General features: G+C 63.6%; 13 protein-coding genes. 7 read left to right on the forward strand and 6 right to left on the reverse strand.

Features of this window, described 5'->3' with window-relative positions; translation table 11 throughout:
- Positions 1–476 precede the first annotated feature (476 nt).
- Positions 477–2,393, forward strand: coding sequence for an acetate--CoA ligase (gene acs / locus ASE49_RS16525; protein WP_056775265.1), 1,917 nt, complete (start codon positions 477–479; stop codon positions 2,391–2,393).
- A 51-nt stretch (positions 2,394–2,444) separates the two neighbouring features.
- Here acs and ASE49_RS16530 read toward each other — a convergent pair whose 3' ends face one another.
- Together ASE49_RS16530 and ASE49_RS16535 are read right to left on the reverse strand one after the other, a co-directional pair.
- Complete coding sequence (locus ASE49_RS16530; protein WP_056775084.1) at positions 2,445–4,667, reverse strand: glycoside hydrolase family 3 C-terminal domain-containing protein; 2,223 nt, start codon at positions 4,665–4,667, stop codon at positions 2,445–2,447.
- Positions 4,668–4,723: 56 nt separating this feature from the next.
- On the reverse strand, positions 4,724–7,471 hold the full coding sequence (locus ASE49_RS16535) for a glycoside hydrolase family 2 TIM barrel-domain containing protein (protein WP_082456538.1): 2,748 nt from the start codon (positions 7,469–7,471) through the stop codon (positions 4,724–4,726).
- Positions 7,472–7,683: 212 nt separating this feature from the next.
- On the opposite strand from ASE49_RS16535, the gene ASE49_RS16540 reads away from it, so the two are divergent.
- The 4 genes from ASE49_RS16540 to ASE49_RS16555 all read left to right on the forward strand — a co-directional run bounded on the left by ASE49_RS16540 (position 7,684) and on the right by ASE49_RS16555 (position 13,600).
- The gene (locus tag ASE49_RS16540) at positions 7,684–10,014 is read left to right on the forward strand and encodes a TonB-dependent receptor (protein WP_056775088.1); all 2,331 of its coding nucleotides are present in this window, start codon (positions 7,684–7,686) and stop codon (positions 10,012–10,014) included.
- 80 nt (positions 10,015–10,094) lie between these two features.
- Positions 10,095–11,381 (forward strand): MFS transporter, encoded by a 1,287-nt coding sequence (locus ASE49_RS16545; RefSeq protein WP_056775091.1) that lies wholly within the window; start codon positions 10,095–10,097, stop codon positions 11,379–11,381.
- Between the two features lie 59 nt (positions 11,382–11,440).
- Positions 11,441–12,649, forward strand: a complete 1,209-nt coding sequence (gene manD, locus ASE49_RS16550; RefSeq protein WP_056775094.1) for a D-mannonate dehydratase ManD — start codon at positions 11,441–11,443, stop codon at positions 12,647–12,649.
- A 27-nt stretch (positions 12,650–12,676) separates the two neighbouring features.
- The gene (locus tag ASE49_RS16555) at positions 12,677–13,600 is read left to right on the forward strand and encodes a sugar kinase (RefSeq protein ID WP_056775097.1); all 924 of its coding nucleotides are present in this window, start codon (positions 12,677–12,679) and stop codon (positions 13,598–13,600) included.
- Here the strand turns inward: ASE49_RS16555 and ASE49_RS16560 are convergent.
- From ASE49_RS16560 to ASE49_RS16575, 4 genes are all read right to left on the reverse strand, one after another.
- Positions 13,591–14,229, reverse strand: coding sequence for a glutathione S-transferase family protein (locus tag ASE49_RS16560; protein ID WP_056775099.1), 639 nt, complete (start codon positions 14,227–14,229; stop codon positions 13,591–13,593). The genes ASE49_RS16555 and ASE49_RS16560 overlap by 10 nt on opposite strands.
- Before the next feature lie 75 nt (positions 14,230–14,304).
- Positions 14,305–14,511 (reverse strand): hypothetical protein, encoded by a 207-nt coding sequence (locus tag ASE49_RS16565; protein ID WP_056775272.1) that lies wholly within the window; start codon positions 14,509–14,511, stop codon positions 14,305–14,307.
- A 61-nt stretch (positions 14,512–14,572) separates the two neighbouring features.
- Positions 14,573–14,962, reverse strand: coding sequence for a PRC-barrel domain-containing protein (locus ASE49_RS16570; protein WP_056775102.1), 390 nt, complete (start codon positions 14,960–14,962; stop codon positions 14,573–14,575).
- A 66-nt stretch (positions 14,963–15,028) separates the two neighbouring features.
- A complete protein-coding gene (locus ASE49_RS16575; RefSeq protein ID WP_056775105.1) occupies positions 15,029–15,901 on the reverse strand; it encodes a LysR family transcriptional regulator in 873 nt (290 codons plus the stop codon).
- A gap of 86 nt (positions 15,902–15,987) precedes the next feature.
- On the opposite strand from ASE49_RS16575, the gene ASE49_RS16580 reads away from it, so the two are divergent.
- Positions 15,988–17,133 carry an isovaleryl-CoA dehydrogenase gene (locus tag ASE49_RS16580; protein WP_056775107.1) on the forward strand — a complete coding sequence of 382 codons (1,146 nt, stop codon included), beginning with the start codon at positions 15,988–15,990 and terminating at the stop codon, positions 17,131–17,133.
- Entirely contained in the window at positions 17,130–18,731 is a 1,602-nt protein-coding gene (locus ASE49_RS16585) for a carboxyl transferase domain-containing protein (protein ID WP_056775110.1), read from the forward strand. The genes ASE49_RS16580 and ASE49_RS16585 overlap by 4 nt, the downstream gene beginning before the upstream one ends.

The raw sequence follows: 18,731 nt of genomic DNA on the forward strand, positions 1-18,731 counted from the left end.
ATACCAATTACAGCATCAGCACGATAATTTCCGCTTCGGCGAGGGGAACCCTGCGGCGCGAAAACCGCAAATGCGTAACGGGAGCTGATGGTCAGCACGAATGTGGAAAAGATGGCTGAACGTGCGGTCTCATGCAGCGGCCAAGGCTATGCCACACAAGCGCACTTTGCAGTTTTGCGAAGATTCTGCGGCCTTGTCAGTGTTGACCAGCGGGGTCGATCACATCACGTCAGCAGCGATACAATGATCAGCGCAAGCGTGCTAGTGCACAACACTGCTACGCACAACACGCGGAATTCGCAGTCACCAATAGCAGGTTCCAAACCGTTCATGTGCCACTCTCCAACCGCCTCATTCTTGAGTGTGAGCCGAGCGTATCACACGTCGTATGCAGAATAAATCGAAGGTTTTTGTTGCCCCGCAGGCAAGGCCGATGCGTAATGCGCGGCAACCGCCAGGATGGAGAAAAGACGAAAATGGCGCAATCTTTTGACCTGAAAGATCGGGCGGGTGCGTACCGGCACGCATTGGAAGCGGCGGATGCGTTCTGGATCGAACAGGCTGACCGTCTGGACTGGATACAGCCGCCTACCGAGGCGGGCGACTGGTCGTTCGGGGAGCACGATTTCCACATCCGCTGGTTCGCGGATGGCGTGCTGAACGTATCCGCCAATTGCCTCGACCGGCATCTTGCGGAGCGTGGAGACCAGACGGCGATCCTGTGGGAGCCTGACGCACCCGGCGAGGCGCCGCGCAGCTTCACGTATCGGGAACTGCACGAGCAGGTCTGCCGGTTCGCGAATGTGCTCAAGGGGCTCGGCGTCGCCAAGGGGGACCGGGTCACTATCTACATGCCGATGATACCGGAAGCCGCGTTTGCGCTGCTGGCGTGCGCGCGCATCGGCGCGGTGCATTCGGTGGTGTTTGGTGGGTTCTCGCCTGAAGCGCTGGCGGGCCGGATCGAGGATTGCGGCAGCCGGGTGGTGATCACCGCTGACGAAGGCCGGCGCGGCGGCAAGCGGGTCGCGCTCAAGACCTGCGTGGACGAGGCGGCACAGCTGTGCGCGCTGGTCGAGACGGTTCTGGTCGTGGAGGCCACCGGTGTCCAGGTGCCGATGCAAGAGGGCCGCGACCATTTCTATGCGCCGCTCGCCCGCCAGGCATCGGCGGAATGCGCGCCCGAACCGATGGCGGCGGAAGACCCGCTGTTCATCCTGTACACGTCCGGTTCGACCGGGCGGCCCAAGGGCGTGGTGCACACCACCGGCGGCTATCTGCTGTGGGCGGCGATGACCCATGCCACGGTGTTCGACTATCGCGCGCCCGAGGTCTATTGGTGCACGGCCGACATCGGCTGGATTACCGGGCACACTTATATCGTCTACGGCCCGCTGGCGAACGGCGCTACCACGCTGATGTACGAAGGCGTGCCCAACTGGCCCACGCCCAGCCGTATCTGGGAAGTGGTGGATCGCCATCAGGTGACCATCGTCTACACCGCGCCCACCGCCTTGCGCGCACTGATGAAGGAGGGCGATGGTTTCGTCACCGCAACCAGCCGCAAGTCGCTGCGTGTGCTGGGCACCGTGGGCGAGCCGATCAACCCGGAAGCGTGGCGCTGGTATCACGATGTGGTGGGCGAAAAGCGCTGCCCGGTCGTCGACACCTGGTGGCAGACCGAAACGGGCGGGGCGATGATCACCCCGTTTCCCGACACGCCGACCAAGCCGGGCTCGGCCACGCTGCCGTTCTTCGGGGTGGAACTGGCGCTGCTGGACAACGAGGGCAAAGTTCTGGACGGTGCAGCGGAAGGCAACCTGGTCATCACCCGCAGCTGGCCCGGGCAGATGCGCGGTGTTTGGGGGGATGAGGCGCGCTTTTTCGAGACGTATTTTCGAGCGTTCCCGGGCGTCTACACCACCGGGGATGGCGCGCGCCGGGACGAGGACGGGTATTACTGGATTACCGGGCGGGTGGATGACGTCATCAACGTGTCCGGCCACCGAATGGGCACCGCTGAGGTGGAATCGGCGCTGGTCCTGCACGATCAGGTCGCCGAAGCTGCCGTCGTCGGCTTCCCGCATGATGTGAAGGGGCAGGGCATCTATGCCTATGTGACGCTTAACGCGGGCGTCGAACCCGGCGATTCCTTGCGGGCAGACCTACGTAGCTGGGTGCGACGCGAGATCGGCCCGATCGCCACCCCCGATGCCATCCAGTTCGCGCCGGCCTTGCCCAAGACCCGCTCGGGCAAGATCATGCGTCGCATCCTGCGCAAGATCGCGGAGAATGAGACCGGCGCGCTTGGCGATGTGTCTACGCTGGCGGACCCCGGCGTGGTGGACGATCTGGTGGCGAACCGTATCGTCTCGGAAAGCGCAGCCAAAGCCTGAAAGGTGCGCGGGGCCGGCCGGGGAGGAGATCGGCCGGCCCCGCTGGGAGGATCACTCCTCCCAATGGCGTGCGCGCAAGCGGGCGGTAACCGGCGTGCCAAGGGTTTGCGCATCCTTGCCGATGGCGAACGCATATTCGCCTTCGGGCATGGTCCAGCCGCCGTCCTTCCAGTCTGCCAGCAGGCGCGGGTCGATGGTAAGGGTGACCTTGCGGCTTGCACCGGGCGCCAGATCCACGCGCTGGAAACCGACCAGACGCTGGAGCTGCGCGCCAGACCGGCTGACGAGATAGACTTGCGCCACCGTGGCGCCTGCGCGCTTGCCGGTGTTCTTCACGGTGAGGCGCGCGGTGGCGCCATCGGTCTGCAAGCCCGTGGCATCAAAGCTCGTGTAGCTAAGTCCATAGCCGAAGGGGAACAGTGCCTTCTGCCCCTTACGGGCGTTCCATCGGTAGCCGACGTCGGAACCTTCGATGTCGTAGTTGACCGTCAATTTGGCATCGGGGGTAGGCGGGCCGCCCATGAAGTTGGGCTCCAGCTGGTCGTACCCATCAAGGGCAGGGCGGGGCAATTGCGACAGGCTGGCCGGGAAGGTGATCGGCAGGTGCCCCGACGGGTTGGTGTCGCCAAACAGCACCGAAGCAATCGCTTCGCCCCCGCGTGCGCCGGGGTACCATGCCTGGACCACCGCGGCGACCTTGTCGAGCCAGGGCATGGCGACCGGGTTACCGGTTTCCAGCACCACGATGGTGTTGGGGTTCACCGCCGCTACTGCCGCGATCATCGCATCCTGGCCTTCCGGTAGCGACAGGTCGGCTTGGTCAAAGCCTTCGGATGCCCACTTGGTGGCAAAGATGACCACCACTTCCGCGCGCTTCGCCTGCGCTACAGCGTCGGCGATGTAACGGCCATCACGGTAGAAAACCTGCGCCTTGGGCGCCAGCGCCTTGATCGCCGCCAGGGGCGAAGAGCGATGATAGGCCTGCGCCAGGAACGGCGACCATTCGCCGCCGCCGCTTAGCGGAACATTGACGGCTGGCCCGCCTTCGCCCTGCACCTGGCTGGAACCGCCGCCCGAAAGCACACCCGAATCCGCATAGCCGCCGATGAGCGCAATCGTCTTCGCGGTTTTCGCCAGCGGTAGTGCGGCGCGTTCGTTGCGCAGCAGCACGATGCCCTGCTTTGCGGTTTCCAGCGCAACCGCGCCATCGGCGGCAAAGTCGATCTTGCCGCCCTTGCTGACCGGATGCGTGTCCAGCCCGTTATCGTAGATGGCCCAGAGGATCCGCTTGTTCATGTCGTCAAGCCGCGCGGCGTAGGCCGGGTTGCTGCTGGCGGCAGCGGCCAGTTTGTCCCCGAAGAACACGCCGGGGTCGAGTTGCTCGCCAGACTGCTGGTCCAGCCCCTTGAGCGCCGCATCCAGACCGGGAACTGCGCCCCAGTCGGACATCACGAAGCCCTTGTAGCCCCAATCTTTCTTGAGCACGGTGTTGAGCAGGTAGTCGCTGGCGCAGGCCTGCTCCCCATGAATGCGGTTGTAGGCGCACATGACAGAACCCGGGTTGCCGATCTCGATGCCGATCTTGAACGCCAGCAGGTCGCTTTCGCGCGCATGGGCATCGGAAATCTGCACGTCGGCAAACTTGCGGCCCGTTTCCTGGCCGTTGAGCGCGAAGTGCTTGATCGTGGAAATGACGTGATTGGACTGGATGCCCTGAAGAGCATTGCCCACCAGCACGCCGGTCAGCAGCGGGTCTTCGGACAGGTATTCGAACGTGCGCCCGTTGCGCGGATCGCGCATCAGGTTCGCGCCGCCGGCCAGCAGCACGTTGAACCCTTTGGCGCGCGTTTCCGATCCGATCATCGCCCCGCCACGGCGCAGGATATCCGGGTTCCACGTGGACGCCATGGCCAGGCCCGAGGGCAGGGCGGTGGCCCCGTCCTTGCGAATGCCGAAAACGTAGGAGACGCCAAGACTGGCATCGGTTTCGGTAAGCGCCGGCACGCCAAGGCGCGGGATACCGGCCACGTAGCCAGCGCCTGGCACCGCGTCATCCGGGAACTTGGGCGGATTGGGCCCGATCGGCAGCGGCATGACCCCGTGCGTCAGGATGGTCTTTTCCGCCGGCGTCATCTGCTTCACCGTTGCGACCGCGCGGTCCTCGGCGGCCTTCGATGCGGCCGGGGTCGCGGTCTGTGCAAAGCTGGTGCCGGCGATCGCCAGTGCCGCAAGGCCCACGCTGCCGGCAATTACCCGCTTGAATGATGTTTGCATAAATCCCTCATGACGTGCGGCTGCGCCAAAGCGCATGTGATGACCGGCCCTCAATATCATCGCCGAGGCCCGGCACTGGAAATCTCGATGGCGGACACGATGGCTTCCCCCTTCGAAGGCAGAAACGCAAGATCCAGGACACCATTTGACACAGTGACGGTCGCGGTGCGCTTGATCGCGGCTGACAGTCCGGCAAGCGCGGCAATATCCAGCTTGCCAACCACGACCCGGCCATTGGCCGTCACGTCGAACACCCGCTGCCCGGCGGGCTTTTCAGGCTCCACGAAAGTCAGCGTGACCTGATAGCGCCCGTTGCCGACCGGCACACGGTAATGGAACGTACCTTCGCGATACGTGGCGGCGACGGCGCTGTCTGCCGTCCCGCTGATGACGGCGGCGACGGCAGGTTTGCCGTAATCGGCAGGCTTGTCCAGCGTGCCGGTCTTGCCGCCATCGAAGAAGGCATCCGATCCAAACCGTACGGAAGCGGGCGCGGCAACGATGGTTCCGGCATCGATACGGACATGCGCTTGCGCGTCGCTAGCAAGGTTCCAGGTTACACTGTCGCTGACAATCCCTGACGCGAATTGACCCTTGGCGACGATAGCATTGGCGCCCCCGTTGAGCGTTACGGCCTTCCATTCGCAAACGGCATCGACGCAGGCCTGACGGGTCCCGAGCGAGCGGCCATTAACGAACAGTTCGGTCGCCGGCGCATTGCTGTAAACGCGTACGTCAGTGATCTTGTACGCGCGATCGGCATAACGGCGGCCGTTGATGTGCACGCTTGGCGCAGCATTCCAGTTCGCCTTGTAGAAGTAGAAGGCGTCCTTGCGGGTCTTGCGGTCATAGGTGACCAGACCCTTGGTGTTGATGTCCTGCGCATCGCCTTCGTTGCGGATAGTGGTGGCAAAATCGAAGCTGTTCCACAGCCACGTCGCCCACAGATACGGCCGCGCCTTCAGCGCCTTCCAGGCCTCTTCATGAATGTAGCTTTCGTATTCTTCGGGCTGGCGGGCACCGCGCGAATCGATGGGGCCGCCGTGTACGTCGTCGGTGTGGATGGTGGTTGCGCCGCCTGCACCGTATTCGGTCACGGCCAGCGGTTGCGCCGGGCGCTTGGCATGAAGGGCGTCAAGTGCGGGCCCGAAATCGCCAGGTACGCCGAAATACCACCCGAAATAACGGTTGGCGCCGCCCAGATCGGCAGCGACAGCCGTGACAGGGATGTCCACGCCTTCATTGAACAGCCGGCCTTCGCAGCAGGTCGCCAGCGCAGTGGGGCGCGAAGGATCCTGCGCGTGGGCCAGCGTCTGCAGCCGGGCGAGCAGCGGCATGGGATCGGGGACCTTGCCGTCCTTGTACCCGGTGAGGAACGCCGGGAACGAGTTGCCGAAATCGACCTCATTCGCGATGCCCCAGTTTACCACCGAGGCATGGTTCTGGTTCTGGCGGATCAGTTCGCGCAGTTGCTGTTCGGCATTCGCCACCAGAGCCGGGCGGGGTTCAAGTTCGCCCTTGCGGGTCCAGGCCGAGACCAGCGGTATCTCGTCCCACAGCAGAAACCCGTAGCGGTCCGCAAGGTCGTGGATGGTCTGGCCATGCTGGTAGTGCGTCAGGCGGATGGCGTTCACCCCCATGTCGCGCATGGTCGTCATGTCATCGGCCACATCCGCCGGAGTGATCGCCCACCCTTTGCCTTCGCGGTCCTGGTGATAGCCCACGCCGTGCACGTCCACATGCTTGCCGTTGAGGAACAGGCCCTTGTCGGCATCGATCCGGATTGTGCGCACGCCAAACGGCTGGCTCACGCTATCCAGCACGCGGCCTTTGGCATCACGAACAGCGACTTGCAGAGTGTAAAGGTATGGATCCTCGACGCCTTGCCACAAGTGCGGTGCGGCTACATTCAATGCTGCGGACACGTCGCTGATCGTGCCGGGCGCCACTTTGACCGGAACCGTGGTGACTGCCGCTTCGCCGCCCTGCCGGTCGATAAGCCGGGCCTGAAGGGTCAGGTTGGCGGTGCGGGTTCCATCGTTGGCGATGCGCCCCGAAAGGCTGATGCGTGCCGTCTGCGCGCTTGCGGATACCGTCGTCGCCCGGAAGCCCGGCCCGCCGTAATCGGCCATATCCAGATGGACCGGATCTGTCAGGACGAGCCGCGCGGGACGGTATATGCCGCCGTGGACGAAGAAATCGCCGGTCAATGGCAGCACATCTGCCGTGGGTGAATTGGCGGTATCAACGGCGGTGTTGTCCGCACGAACGACGAGGACGTTGACCTGACCCGGCTTGATCGCCTTGGTCGCATCGACGCGAAAGCGCGAAAACCCGCCTGCGTGATCCCCCAGTTTCACGCCGTTCAGCCAGACGCTGGCGATCCGGCTGACGGCGTCGAATTCGATCCAGGCGCGCTTGTTACGCGCCGATGCATCGGGGGTGAAGGTCAGGCGGTACCAGCCGGGGCCCTGCGTCTTGTCAACCGTATCAGCCCGATTGAGGTGACTGGCGGGATCGGGACGGTAATAGCCGACGCGGTTCCACGTATGCGGCAGGGCTACCGCCTGCCAAGCGCTATCGTCGAACGACGGGGTAACTGCCAAGGCCGGCGCGTCCCCTTTCTGGAAACGCCAACCGGTATCGAGATCAATCGTCTGCCGGGGTTCCGCACGTGGCGACGCATCCAAGCTTTGTACTGCTGGCTGATGGGCGCGGGCAACGCCGGGGATCGTCAGCGCAAGCAGAACGCCCAAGGTAAACTGGCTTTTCGACACGGTGATTGCTCTCCCAGCTCTTACCATATTGATCTTACCACTCCTTTCGGCGGTGGGTGATGAGTTGTCAATGGAGCTGACTACGGCGGGTCAACCGTTGGCGGGTTAGGCGTGGTAAAATTGTCGAAGCAGGATAAAATCACCAATTGGCCTAACAATCAGCGTTGACCTTACAAAGTCCGTTGATAAAGAGGCCTTACCAGATCGCTTCACAAGCGGCTTATCCGGAGGAGGTTACCTTGCGCCATTCATCAGTCCTGTTCGCCACGTCAGCGGTTCTTGCGCTGGCGGCAATCCCCGCGCATGCGCAATCCGCTTCCCCCGCCGCCGCCCAAGCTGCCGACGCTGCGCCGCAGGCTGCCGAGCAGAGCGGCGGCCTGGAAGAAATCGTGGTGACCGCGCAGAAGCGCGAACAGAACCTGCAGGACGTGCCTGTCGCTGTCAGCGCGATCGGTGCCGACCAGATCGAAGCGCGCGGCGTGGCGACGTTCACTGACGTTGCCCGCGTTTCGCCCAGCTTGACCATCACTGAAAATACCAACGCAACTGGCAGCAGCATCAACTTGCGCGGTATCGGCACGTTTTCCTTCAGCATCGGCATCGAGCCCAGCGTCGCCATCGTCGTGGACGACGTGGCGCTGCTGCAGCAGGCGCAGGCGTTCTCGGGCCTTAACGACATCGCGCGCCTCGAAGTGCTGCGCGGTCCGCAAGGTACCCTGTTTGGCAAGAACGCGTCTGCCGGCGTCATCAACATCGTCACGCAGGGCCCGACCAAAACGCTGACCGGTTCGGTCGGCGCGGTGCTGACCACGGATGACCAGCGCCGGATCGAAGGCATGCTGTCGGGTCCGCTGACGCAGGGCGTCGGCTTCCGCCTGAACGCGTTCTACGATGACCGCGATGGTTACGTCAAAAACCTGAACACCGGGCACGATCTCAATGGCGAACGCAGCTATGGCGTTCGCGGCCGTGTTGACGTGGAAGCGGCCTCCAATCTCGATGTCGTGCTGACCGGTGCATACTCCAACACCAAGAGCAACGGCCTGGTACGTACGTTCCGCAGCGTGAATCCGGGCGCCAGCGTATTTGGCGCGCCGATCGCAGGATCGATCGTCGGCATCGAGCCGTCCGACGACAACTACAAGATCCGTCTTGATACCGAGCCGGAAAACGTCAGCAAGCAGGCGATGTTTACCGGGCACGCAACGCTTGATCTGGGCGGCGCCAATCTGGTGTCGATCACGGCTTATCAGGACTGGCGCTTCAATTTCATCGAGGATCTGGACACGCTCGGCACGCCGACTCTGCTCAACACGGCTGATCCCACCAGCATCCTGCCTAACGGCTCTTCGGCAGTCGCCAACTTCCACGCGAAGAACTTCACGCAGGAATTGCGCCTCGTTTCCACCGGCAGCCGCCGTCTCGATTACCTGTTCGCACTGTTCTACGCGAACGGCGATACCACGCGTGACTATGCACGTGGTCCCAACGCGGCGACCAGCTGGGACGCCAGCGCCAAGACCGAAACGTTCGCGGCCTTCGCGCAGCTGACGTACGACATCACCGATACCACGCACCTCGATGGCGGCATCCGCTATAACCACGAGAAGATCGGCGCGAGCTTCCTCAACACCACCAACGTGGCGGTGCCGCCGGCCAACAACGCCAGCTGCCTTTCGGAATGCACTGGCTCCGGCACCGATGACCGCGTGACTTACAAGGTTTCGCTGCGCCAGGATGTTGCGGACCAGGTGATGGTCTATGCCTCGTACGCCACCGGCTACAAGGGGCAGGGCTTTGACATCAGCACCGGCTTCACGCCGACCCGCGCGGCCAACCCGGTTCGCCCGGAAACCAGCCAGGCCTATGAAATCGGCGTCAAGAGCCGCTTCCTGGACGACAAGGTGCAGCTGAACCTCACCGGCTTCTGGACCGACTTCAAGGACTTCCAGGCCCAAGGCGGTGTCACGCTGCCGGACGGCACGATCATCCCGCAGTTGAGCAACGTCGGCAGCCTGCGCAGCCGCGGTGTCGAAGCGGAATTGTCGGCCCGGCCTACCCGTCTTCTGCGCATCGACGCTTCGGCGGCCTATACCGACGCGAAGATCCGCGAATTCGCCAACGCCCCTTGCTACACCGGCCAGACCGCTGCGCAAGGGTGCCTTCCGGTCGCCGGCGGCGCGACTTTCCAGGACTTGTCGGGCGCCACGTTGGCAAACTCTCCCAAGTTCAAGTACAATATCGCCGTCAATTACGACGTCGAAACGCCGTCGTTGCCCTTCGATGGTTTCGTGACGGCGGAGTGGGCGTACCAGAGCCGCGTGAAGCTCGACCTGCTGGGTAGCCCGGTCTCCTACCAGGGTGCTTACGGCGTGTTCAATGGCAGCATCGGCATCCATGGGCGCGATGAGAAGGACTTCCGCGTCGCCCTGTTCGTCAACAACCTGTTCGACAAGAGCTATGCCACCTCGCTGGGTTACACCGGCAGCTCCAACGCGCAGGCCGTGGCGCAGCTGCTGCCGCGCAACTCGCGCCGCTACTTCGGCATTCGTACCCGCGTCGGCTTCTGAACGTGACGACCCGGGCGCCGCAGTAAACCTGCTGCGCCCGGGTCTATCCACGGTCCGACCCGAAATTGAGGAATGATGGTGTGATCCAGCGTAGCAAGCGCCATGTCCGCAATCTGCGCTGGTGGATCATCGGCCTGGTGACGCTGGGAACGGTGCTCAATTACCTGGCGCGCTCCACGCTGTCCGTCGCCGCGCCCACGCTCAAAGCCGAGCTTGGGATGTCGACCGAAGCCTATAGCTACGTGGTTCTTGCGTTCCAGCTGGCCTACACTGTCATGCAGACTGTGGCTGGCGCAATCCTCGACCTGCTTGGCACGCGCCTTGGCTTTTTCCTGTTCGCTGTAGGCTGGGCACTTGCCAACATGGCGCACGGCCTGGCCTCCAGCTGGCAGGGGCTGGCTTTCTTTCGCGGCCTGCTCGGCGCCACCGAAGCGGCCGCCATCCCGGCGGGGGTAAAATCCGTCTCCGAATGGTTTCCGGCCAACGAGCGCCCGCTTGCCACCAGTGCTTTCCAGATGGGCACCAGCGTGGGCGCGATCGCCGCGCCGCCGCTGGTCGTGTTCTGCATCCTGACATGGGGCTGGCAATCGGCATTCCTGATCACCGGTGCGCTCAGCCTCGTGTGGGCGGTGATGTGGTGGGTCACTTACGAAACGCCGCAACGCCACACGCGGTTAAGCCCGGAAGAAAACGCGCTGATCGCAAAAGGGCAGGCAGTCGATGCGGCAGCCTTGCGCCCGTTTACGCGGGGGCAGGTGCTGCGCTCGCGCGGGTTCTGGGCCATCGCCATCCCTCGTTTTTTTGCCGAGCCTGCGTGGCAGACCTTCAATTTCTTCATACCGCTTTATCTCGTTGCGGTCTGGCATCTCGATCTCAAAAGCATCGCCACATGGGCCTGGATGCCGTTTGTCGCGGCTGATCTGGGTTCGCTGGCCGCAGGACTGGTGCCACCGTGGCTGATGAAGCGCGGCGCCAGCGTTCTGACATCGCGCAAGGTGACCATGTCGGTCGGTGCGATCTGCATGATCGGGCCGGCCTGTATCGGCCTGGCCGGTTCGCCCGGCGTGGCGATCGCCCTGTTTTGCGTGGGCGGTTTCGCGCACCAGATGTTGAATGGGGCGCTGATCACTTTGTGCTCGGACGTGTTCGATAGCCGCGCGGTGGGCACCGCCAGCGGGATGGCCGGCACGCTGGCCTGGATCGGCGGGATGCTGTTCACGCTGCTGATCGGGCAGAGCGCTGACGCCTATGGCTACGGGCCGCTGTTCGTGGCGCTCGGTGCGCTCGACATTATCGGCATGGCCATACTCTGGTTCCTTTTGCGCCAGCGCCGGGCACCGCCGGCCAGCAGCATTCCTTCCGCCTGAGCCATCGTAGTGGCCCAGTCCAGACACATTCGATTTACGCGACTCGCAGGAGACCACAGATGAAAATCACATCGGCCAAGGTCATCGTTACATGCCCAGGTCGCAACTTTGTGACCTTAAAGATCATGACCGACCAAGGCGTTTACGGCATCGGCGATGCGACGATGAACGGGCGTGAAAAGGCGGTCGTGGCCTATCTGCAAGAGCACGTCGTGCCCTGCCTGATCGGCATGGATCCGCGCCGGATCGAAGATATTTGGCAGTATCTCTATCGCGGTGCCTACTGGCGGCGCGGCCCGGTCACGATGCGGGCGATCGCCGCCGTTGACGTGGCCTTGTGGGATATCAAGGCCAAGATGGCGGGTATGCCGCTGTATCAGCTGCTCGGCGGTCGCAGCCGTGATGGCGTGATGGTCTACGGCCATGCCAACGGCAACGACATCGCCGAGACGGTGGATGCGGTGGGCCACTACATCGACATGGGCTACAAGGCGATCCGCGCACAGACCGGCGTTCCCGGCGTCAAGGACGCCTACGGCGTGGGCCGTGGCAAGCTCTATTACGAGCCGGCCGACGCATCGCTGCCGTCCGTCACCGGTTGGGACACGCGCAAGGCGCTGAACTACGTGCCCAAGCTGTTCGAAAAACTGCGCGAAACGTATGGTTTCGACCACCATCTGCTGCACGATGGGCACCACCGCTACACCCCGCAGGAAGCGGCTAACCTGGGCAAGATGCTTGAGCCGTACCAGCTGTTCTGGCTGGAAGATTGCACCCCGGCGGAAAATCAGGAAGCCTTCAAGCTTGTGCGCCAGCACACCGTCACCCCGCTGGCGGTAGGTGAAATTTTCAACACGATCTGGGACGCCAAGGACCTGATCCAGAACCAGCTGATCGACTATATCCGCTGCACCATCGTCAGCGCCGGCGGCGTGACGCACTTGCGCCGGATCGCCGATCTGGCCGCGCTGTACCAAGTGCGTACCGGTAGCCACGGCGCTACCGACCTGTCGCCGGTCACCATGGGCACCGCGCTGCATTTCGACACCTGGGTGCCCAACTTCGGCATTCAGGAATACATGCGCCATACCGAGGAAACCGACGCGGTGTTCCCGCATGACTACCGGTTCGAAAGCGGCGAATTGTTCTGTGGCGAGACCCCGGGCCACGGCGTGGACATCGACGAGGACCTGGCGGCCAAGTATCCGTACAAGCCCGCCTATCTGCCGGTTGCCCGTCTGGCAGACGGCACGATGTGGAGCTGGTAAGCGGCACGCGATAAAGAAAGGCAGGTCATGACCCGTATCGTATGCCTGGGTGAAGCAATGGTGGAGCTGTCCGGCTCGGCCGGCGCGTGGCGTGTCGGGTACGGCGGCGACACGCTCAACACCGCAGTTCACTTGGCGCGTGGCGGGCATGACGTAGCGTACATGACCGCGCTGGGGGAGGATGCCTTCAGCGCGAACTTGCGCCTGGCATGGGAAGGCGAAGGGTTGGATTGCAGCCTGGTCCTCACGCACCCCTCGCGTCACGCCGGGCTTTACGCCATCACCACCGATGTGGCGGGCGAACGCAGTTTCACCTACTGGCGCGACACCAGCGCCGCGCGAGCGTTGTTCGAGCTTGATGCCGTCGATCAGGCGATGGCGATCGCCGAAACGGCGGATCTGTTCTGCTTTTCGCTGGTGTCATTGGCGATCCTGCCGCCCCAAGGCCGACAGGACCTGCTGCGCCTGGCAGGCCGCGTGCGCGATAACGGCGGGCAGGTTGCATTCGATGGCAACTACCGCCCGCGCCTTTGGGAAACAACCGAGGCGGCGCAGCGGGCGCGAGACAAGGCCATCGCGTTTGCCGACATCGGGCTGCCGACCCTTGAAGACGAAGTGCTGCTGAGCGGCGCCGGCTCAGCCGAGGATGTGGCCCGGCACTGGCGCACATTGGGATGCAAGGACGTGGTGGTGAAGCTGGGCGCACAGGGCTGCCTGCTCCCCGACGGCGCCATCTGCCCTGTCCCGCAAACCCTCCAGCCGGTAGATACCAGCGGTGCTGGCGATGCATTCAACGGCGGGTATTTGTCTGCCAGGCTGCGCGGCGCTTCTGCGCATGACGCCGCGCTGGCAGGCCATGCGCTTGCCGGGTGGACGGTTATGCGCCCCGGCGCGATCCCGGCGGTGGATCGGCTGGCGCCCTATGGCCAGCCCGACAGTTCTCACGCGTAATCGTAAGGGCCACCGCGCGCCAACGCTGCGCGATACGCGGGCAGGGCGTGGATCTTGGCCAGCCAGGCAATGGTGGCCGGGCGGCCCTGGTCCAACCCGGCACGGTTCCGGGCGGCTTCGAGCGGAAAGCTCATCATCACATCCGCCGCAGTCATCACCTCGCCAGCAAACCACGGGCGCGACGCCAATTCTTTCTCGACAAAATCGAGGTGCACATCGACCATCGGCTGGATCCGCTTTTGCGCGGCTTTTCCGAACAGGGGCACCTTGCCCAGTACCAGCTTGAGCAGCAGCGGCGGCATCATCGAGCCTTCGGCGTAATGCAGATAAAAGCGGTAAAGGCTCGGGTCGGCCCCAACCGTATCAGCACCCAGCTCGCCGTTCGCCTTGTCTACCAGATATTCCATTATCGCCGCAGTTTCCGCAACCGTGCGCTTAGAACCGTCCGGCATTTCATCAACGATCACCGGGGATTTTCCCAGCGGGTGCACTGCCTTGAGTTCAGGCGGTGCCAGCATGGTCTTGGGATCGCGCTCGTAGCGCTTGACGTCATACGGCAGGCCCAGTTCTTCGAGCAGCCATAGGACACGTTGCGATCGGGAATTTTCGAGATGATGAACGGTAATCATAGCGCGCGTAATTTCACAGGACAGCGCGGCTGACAATCCGATTGTCAGCCGCGCGCCTTATCCGGTTATCGCGTTTCAGCGCATGCCGGGGCCACGGTTGCGCTGGGAATAGCGCTTGAACGCGTAGCCACCGAGCGCTGCAGCCACCATGCCTGCAGGGCCCAGGCGGCGCAGCACAGTCGCCGCGCCCAGGCCCAGCAGCGCGCCCTTGGTGCCGCTCACGCCGCTCATCTGGTCGGACACTTTCTTGCCTGCAATCGCACCGATAATCTTGCCGATCATGTCATTCTCCTTTGCGGGCACAACGGCAGGACAGGCCTGATGGTTCCGTGGCGAATGCCAGTCAGGCCACCGTCAGATCCTGCGGGGCAACGCCGTAGTAGTTGGATACGCGGTCCGCGTAAGCCTGGTTGAAATCGGGCGCGTTGTTCGACCAGCTCGGCCCGCCTTCCAGCAGCCGGCGGTCGATCGTCACGATGTAGCCATCGGCCACGTGGTCGTACGACAGCAATTCAAACGGCAGCGGATAATAGCTTTTGCCGATGCCCAGGAACCCGCCGAGGCTGAGTACCGCATAGTTCACCAGGCCGGTGCGCTTGTTGATCATGAAGCTGTGGACCGACCCGATAGTGTCGCCATCGCGACCGGCAACCTTGGTCCCATCGACCTTGTTGGATGCCAGCAGCAGGTTGGTGGGCTGCACTTCGGCGGGAGCGGCGTTGTGATCCGACATAGAGCGTTCCTTTCGTGTCGAGAGGCTGAACCGCCACGCAGGCGCATCGTTCCAGCGCCTCTTGCGCTACGCGGGAGTAAAGGCACCGTTGCCCAGCACATCCTCAACAGCCTGCACCAGGGGGTGCGTCCGGTGTTGCGGGTCGGCCATGTAGAAGCCTAGGGTCCGGCGGTGATCGAAGCCTTGCAGTGGCACGTGGCGCACCTGTGCGCAGCGGTAGCTTTCGGGCATCACCGTGACGCCCATCCCGGCCGCGACCATCTGGAGCGCGCGTTCGTCGTTGGTGGTGCGTAGCGAGAAGTGCGGGCGGACGCCGCGCGCCACGAAGAAACGGCTGGTCTGGGACAGCATTTCGCAGTGCCGCCGCACGATCATCGGCGCATCGCGCAAGTCGGCGGCGTCTATTGCCGTGCGATCGGCAAGTGGGTGGTCGAGCGGCAGGACCAGCATGTAGCCCTCGTCCAGGATCATGCGCTGGGTGAAGTGATGATTGGTGGGGCGCATGATGGTCAGTGCCACGTCCAGCCGGTCACGCTCCAGCATGCCCAGCAGTTCGCGCTCGCCGGCGAACACGACCTCGACCGGGCCGGGCAGTGCATCGCGCGCGGCATGACACGCGGTGGAGACGGCAGCGCCGGGGACGCTGGTCAATACGCCGACCCGCAGGCCCTGCTTGTGCTCGGTGTCTGCGATCGCGGACAATACGGCGTTGAATTCCCGCTCGATCCGGCGGGCATGGGCCAGGAACAGCGAGCCCGCCTCGGTCAGTTGCACGCGCTGATTGCTGCGTTCGAACAGCGGACGTTCCAGCGCGCGCTCCAGCTTCGCGATTCCGACCGACAGCGTGGGCTGCGAGACGTTGCAATGCGCGGCGGCGCGCGAGAAATTGCCCTGGTCCACCACCGCCAGAAAATACCGAACCAGATACCGCTCTATCATAGATACCGTATATACACTCGTTATCGAGTTTCAATTTTTCATATGGCGGGTCCTGCGCTAGCTTTGCCGGCAAGGAGAGAATGCCGATGACCGACTTCGATTTCGCCCTGGGTGAAACGGCGGACATGATCCGCGACACTGCCGCCCGCTTCGCCGCCGACAAGATCGCGCCGCTGGCCGCCGAGATCGACGCGAAAGACTGGTTCCCGCAGGACCTGTGGCCGCAGATGGGCGCGCTGGGTCTGCATGGTATCACCGTGGACGAGGCGGACGGCGGGCTTGGCCTTGGCTATCTCGATCATGTGGTGGCGCAGGAGGAGATCGCGCGCGCCTCGGCTTCTATCGGTCTGAGCTATGGCGCGCATTCCAACTTGTGCGTCAACCAGATCCGCCGTTGGGGCAATGCCGAGCAGAAGGCGCGCTATCTGCCACGGTTGATTTCCGGCGAGCATGTCGGCAGCCTGGCGATGTCCGAGGCGGGGGCGGGATCCGACGTGGTATCGATGAAGCTGAAGGCGGAAAAGAAGGGCGACCGCTACGTCCTGAACGGCACCAAGTTCTGGATCACCAACGCCACGTATGCCGATACGCTGGTGGTGTATGCGCGCACCGGGGAGGGCAGCCGGGGGCTGACCACGTTCCTGATCGAAAAAGGCATGAAGGGCTTTTCCATCGGCCAGAAGATCGACAAGATGGGCATGCGCGGCTCGCCCACCGCTGAACTGGTGTTCGACGATTGCGAAGTGCCGGAAGACAACATCATGGGCCCGCTGAACGGCGGCGCCGCGGTGCTGATGAGCGGGCTGGACTATGAACGCACGGTACTGGCGGGCATCCAGCTGGGTATCATGCAGGCGTGCCTGGATGTGGTGCTGCCTTACGTTCGTGAGCGCAAGCAGTTCGGCAAGCCGATCGGCGCGTTCCAGTTGATGCAGGCGAAGATCGCGGACATGTATGTCGCGCTCAATTCGGCGCGGGCGTATGTCTATGCCGTGGCGCGGGCCTGCGATGCGGGGCGCACCACGCGTTTCGATGCGGCGGGTGCAATCCTGCTGGCGAGTGAGAATGCGATGAAGGTTGCGCTGGAAGCGGTGCAGGCTTTGGGCGGCGCGGGCTATACCAAGGACTGGCCGGTGGAACGCTATATGCGCGATGCAAAGCTGCTGGATATCGGCGCGGGCACCAACGAGATCCGGCGCATGTTGATCGGCCGGGAACTGATCGGAGCATGAGCGCCCCCGTCCTGACCTCCGCCATTTCCAGCGCCGATCCGGTGTTCCAGGCGAACGCGCAGCACAATCGCGCCCTGGCACAGGAACTTGCCGGCAAAGTGGCGCAGGCGGCGCAGGGCGGCAGCCAGGCCGCGCGGGACAAGCACACCGGGCGCGGCAAGCTGCTGCCGCGCGACCGGATGGAGTGCCTGCTCGATCCCGGCTCGCCCTTTCTGGAACTGGGCCAGCTGGCGGCGAATGGCTTGTACGGCGACGAAGTACCCGGCGCGGGGATCGTGGCGGGGATCGGACGAGTGTCCGGTCGGCAGGTGATGATCGCGTGCAACGATGCCACCGTCAAAGGCGGGACGTATTTCCCGATGACGGTGAAAAAGCACTTGCGCGCGCAGGAAATCGCCCTCGAAAACCGGCTGCCGTGCATTTACCTGGTCGATTCCGGCGGCGCGAACCTGCCCAATCAGGCAGAGGTGTTTCCCGACCGCGATCACTTCGGCCGCATATTCTTCAACCAGGCGAACCTGTCTGCGCGGGGCATCCCGCAGATCGCCTGTGTCATGGGATCGTGCACGGCCGGCGGGGCGTATGTCCCGGCGATGTCGGACGAAACGGTGATCGTGCGTAATCAGGGCACCATCTTCCTTGCCGGTCCGCCGCTGGTGCAGGCGGCCACTGGTGAGGTCATTTCGGCCGAGGATCTGGGCGGCGGCGACCTGCACGGGCGCAAGTCCGGCGTGGTGGATCATGTGGCGCAGAACGATGAGCACGCGCTGTCGATTGTGCGCGACATCGTCTCCACGCTACCGGCCGATTTTCAGCCCGACCTCAACCTGCAGGCACCCAGGCCGCCGCTGTTCGATGCGGAAGATCTGTATGGCATCATCCCGCAGGACGTGCGCGCGCCGTATGACGTGCGCGAAGTGATCGCGCGGATTGCCGATGGCAGCGAATTTCATGAGTTCAAGGCTTTGTATGGCACCACGCTGGTGTGCGGCTTTGCGCATATTCACGGAATGCCGGTGGCGATCCTGGCCAACAACGGCGTGCTGTTCAGCGAAAGCGCGCTGAAGGGTGCCCACTTCATCGAGCTGGCGTGCCAGCGCCGCATTCCGCTGCTGTTCCTGCAGAACATCTCGGGCTTCATGGTCGGCGGCAAGTACGAGGCGGAAGGAATCGCCAAGAACGGCGCCAAGCTGGTAACGGCCGTGGCGACGGCGCAAGTGCCCAAGATCACGGTGCTGATCGGCGGCAGTTTCGGCGCGGGCAATTACGGCATGTGCGGGCGCGCGTATCAGCCGCGTTTTCTGTTCACCTGGCCCAACGCGCGCATCAGCGTGATGGGGGGCGAGCAGGCAGCCAGCGTGCTGGCTACCGTCCACCGCGATGCGGCGAAGTGGACCGCCGATGAAATGGAGGCGTTCAAGGCCCCTGTCCGCCAGAAATACGAGGACGAGGGTAACCCCTATTACGCCACCGCGCGGCTGTGGGACGACGGCATCATCGATCCCGCACAGACGCGTGACGTGCTGGGGCTGGCGTTCGCCGCCGCGCTCAATGCGCCGGTGCCGCAGGAGGCGCGCTTCGGCGTGTTCCGGATGTGA

The organism is Novosphingobium sp. Leaf2 (assembly GCF_001421325.1).
Taxonomy (GTDB): Bacteria; Pseudomonadota; Alphaproteobacteria; order Sphingomonadales; family Sphingomonadaceae; genus Novosphingobium.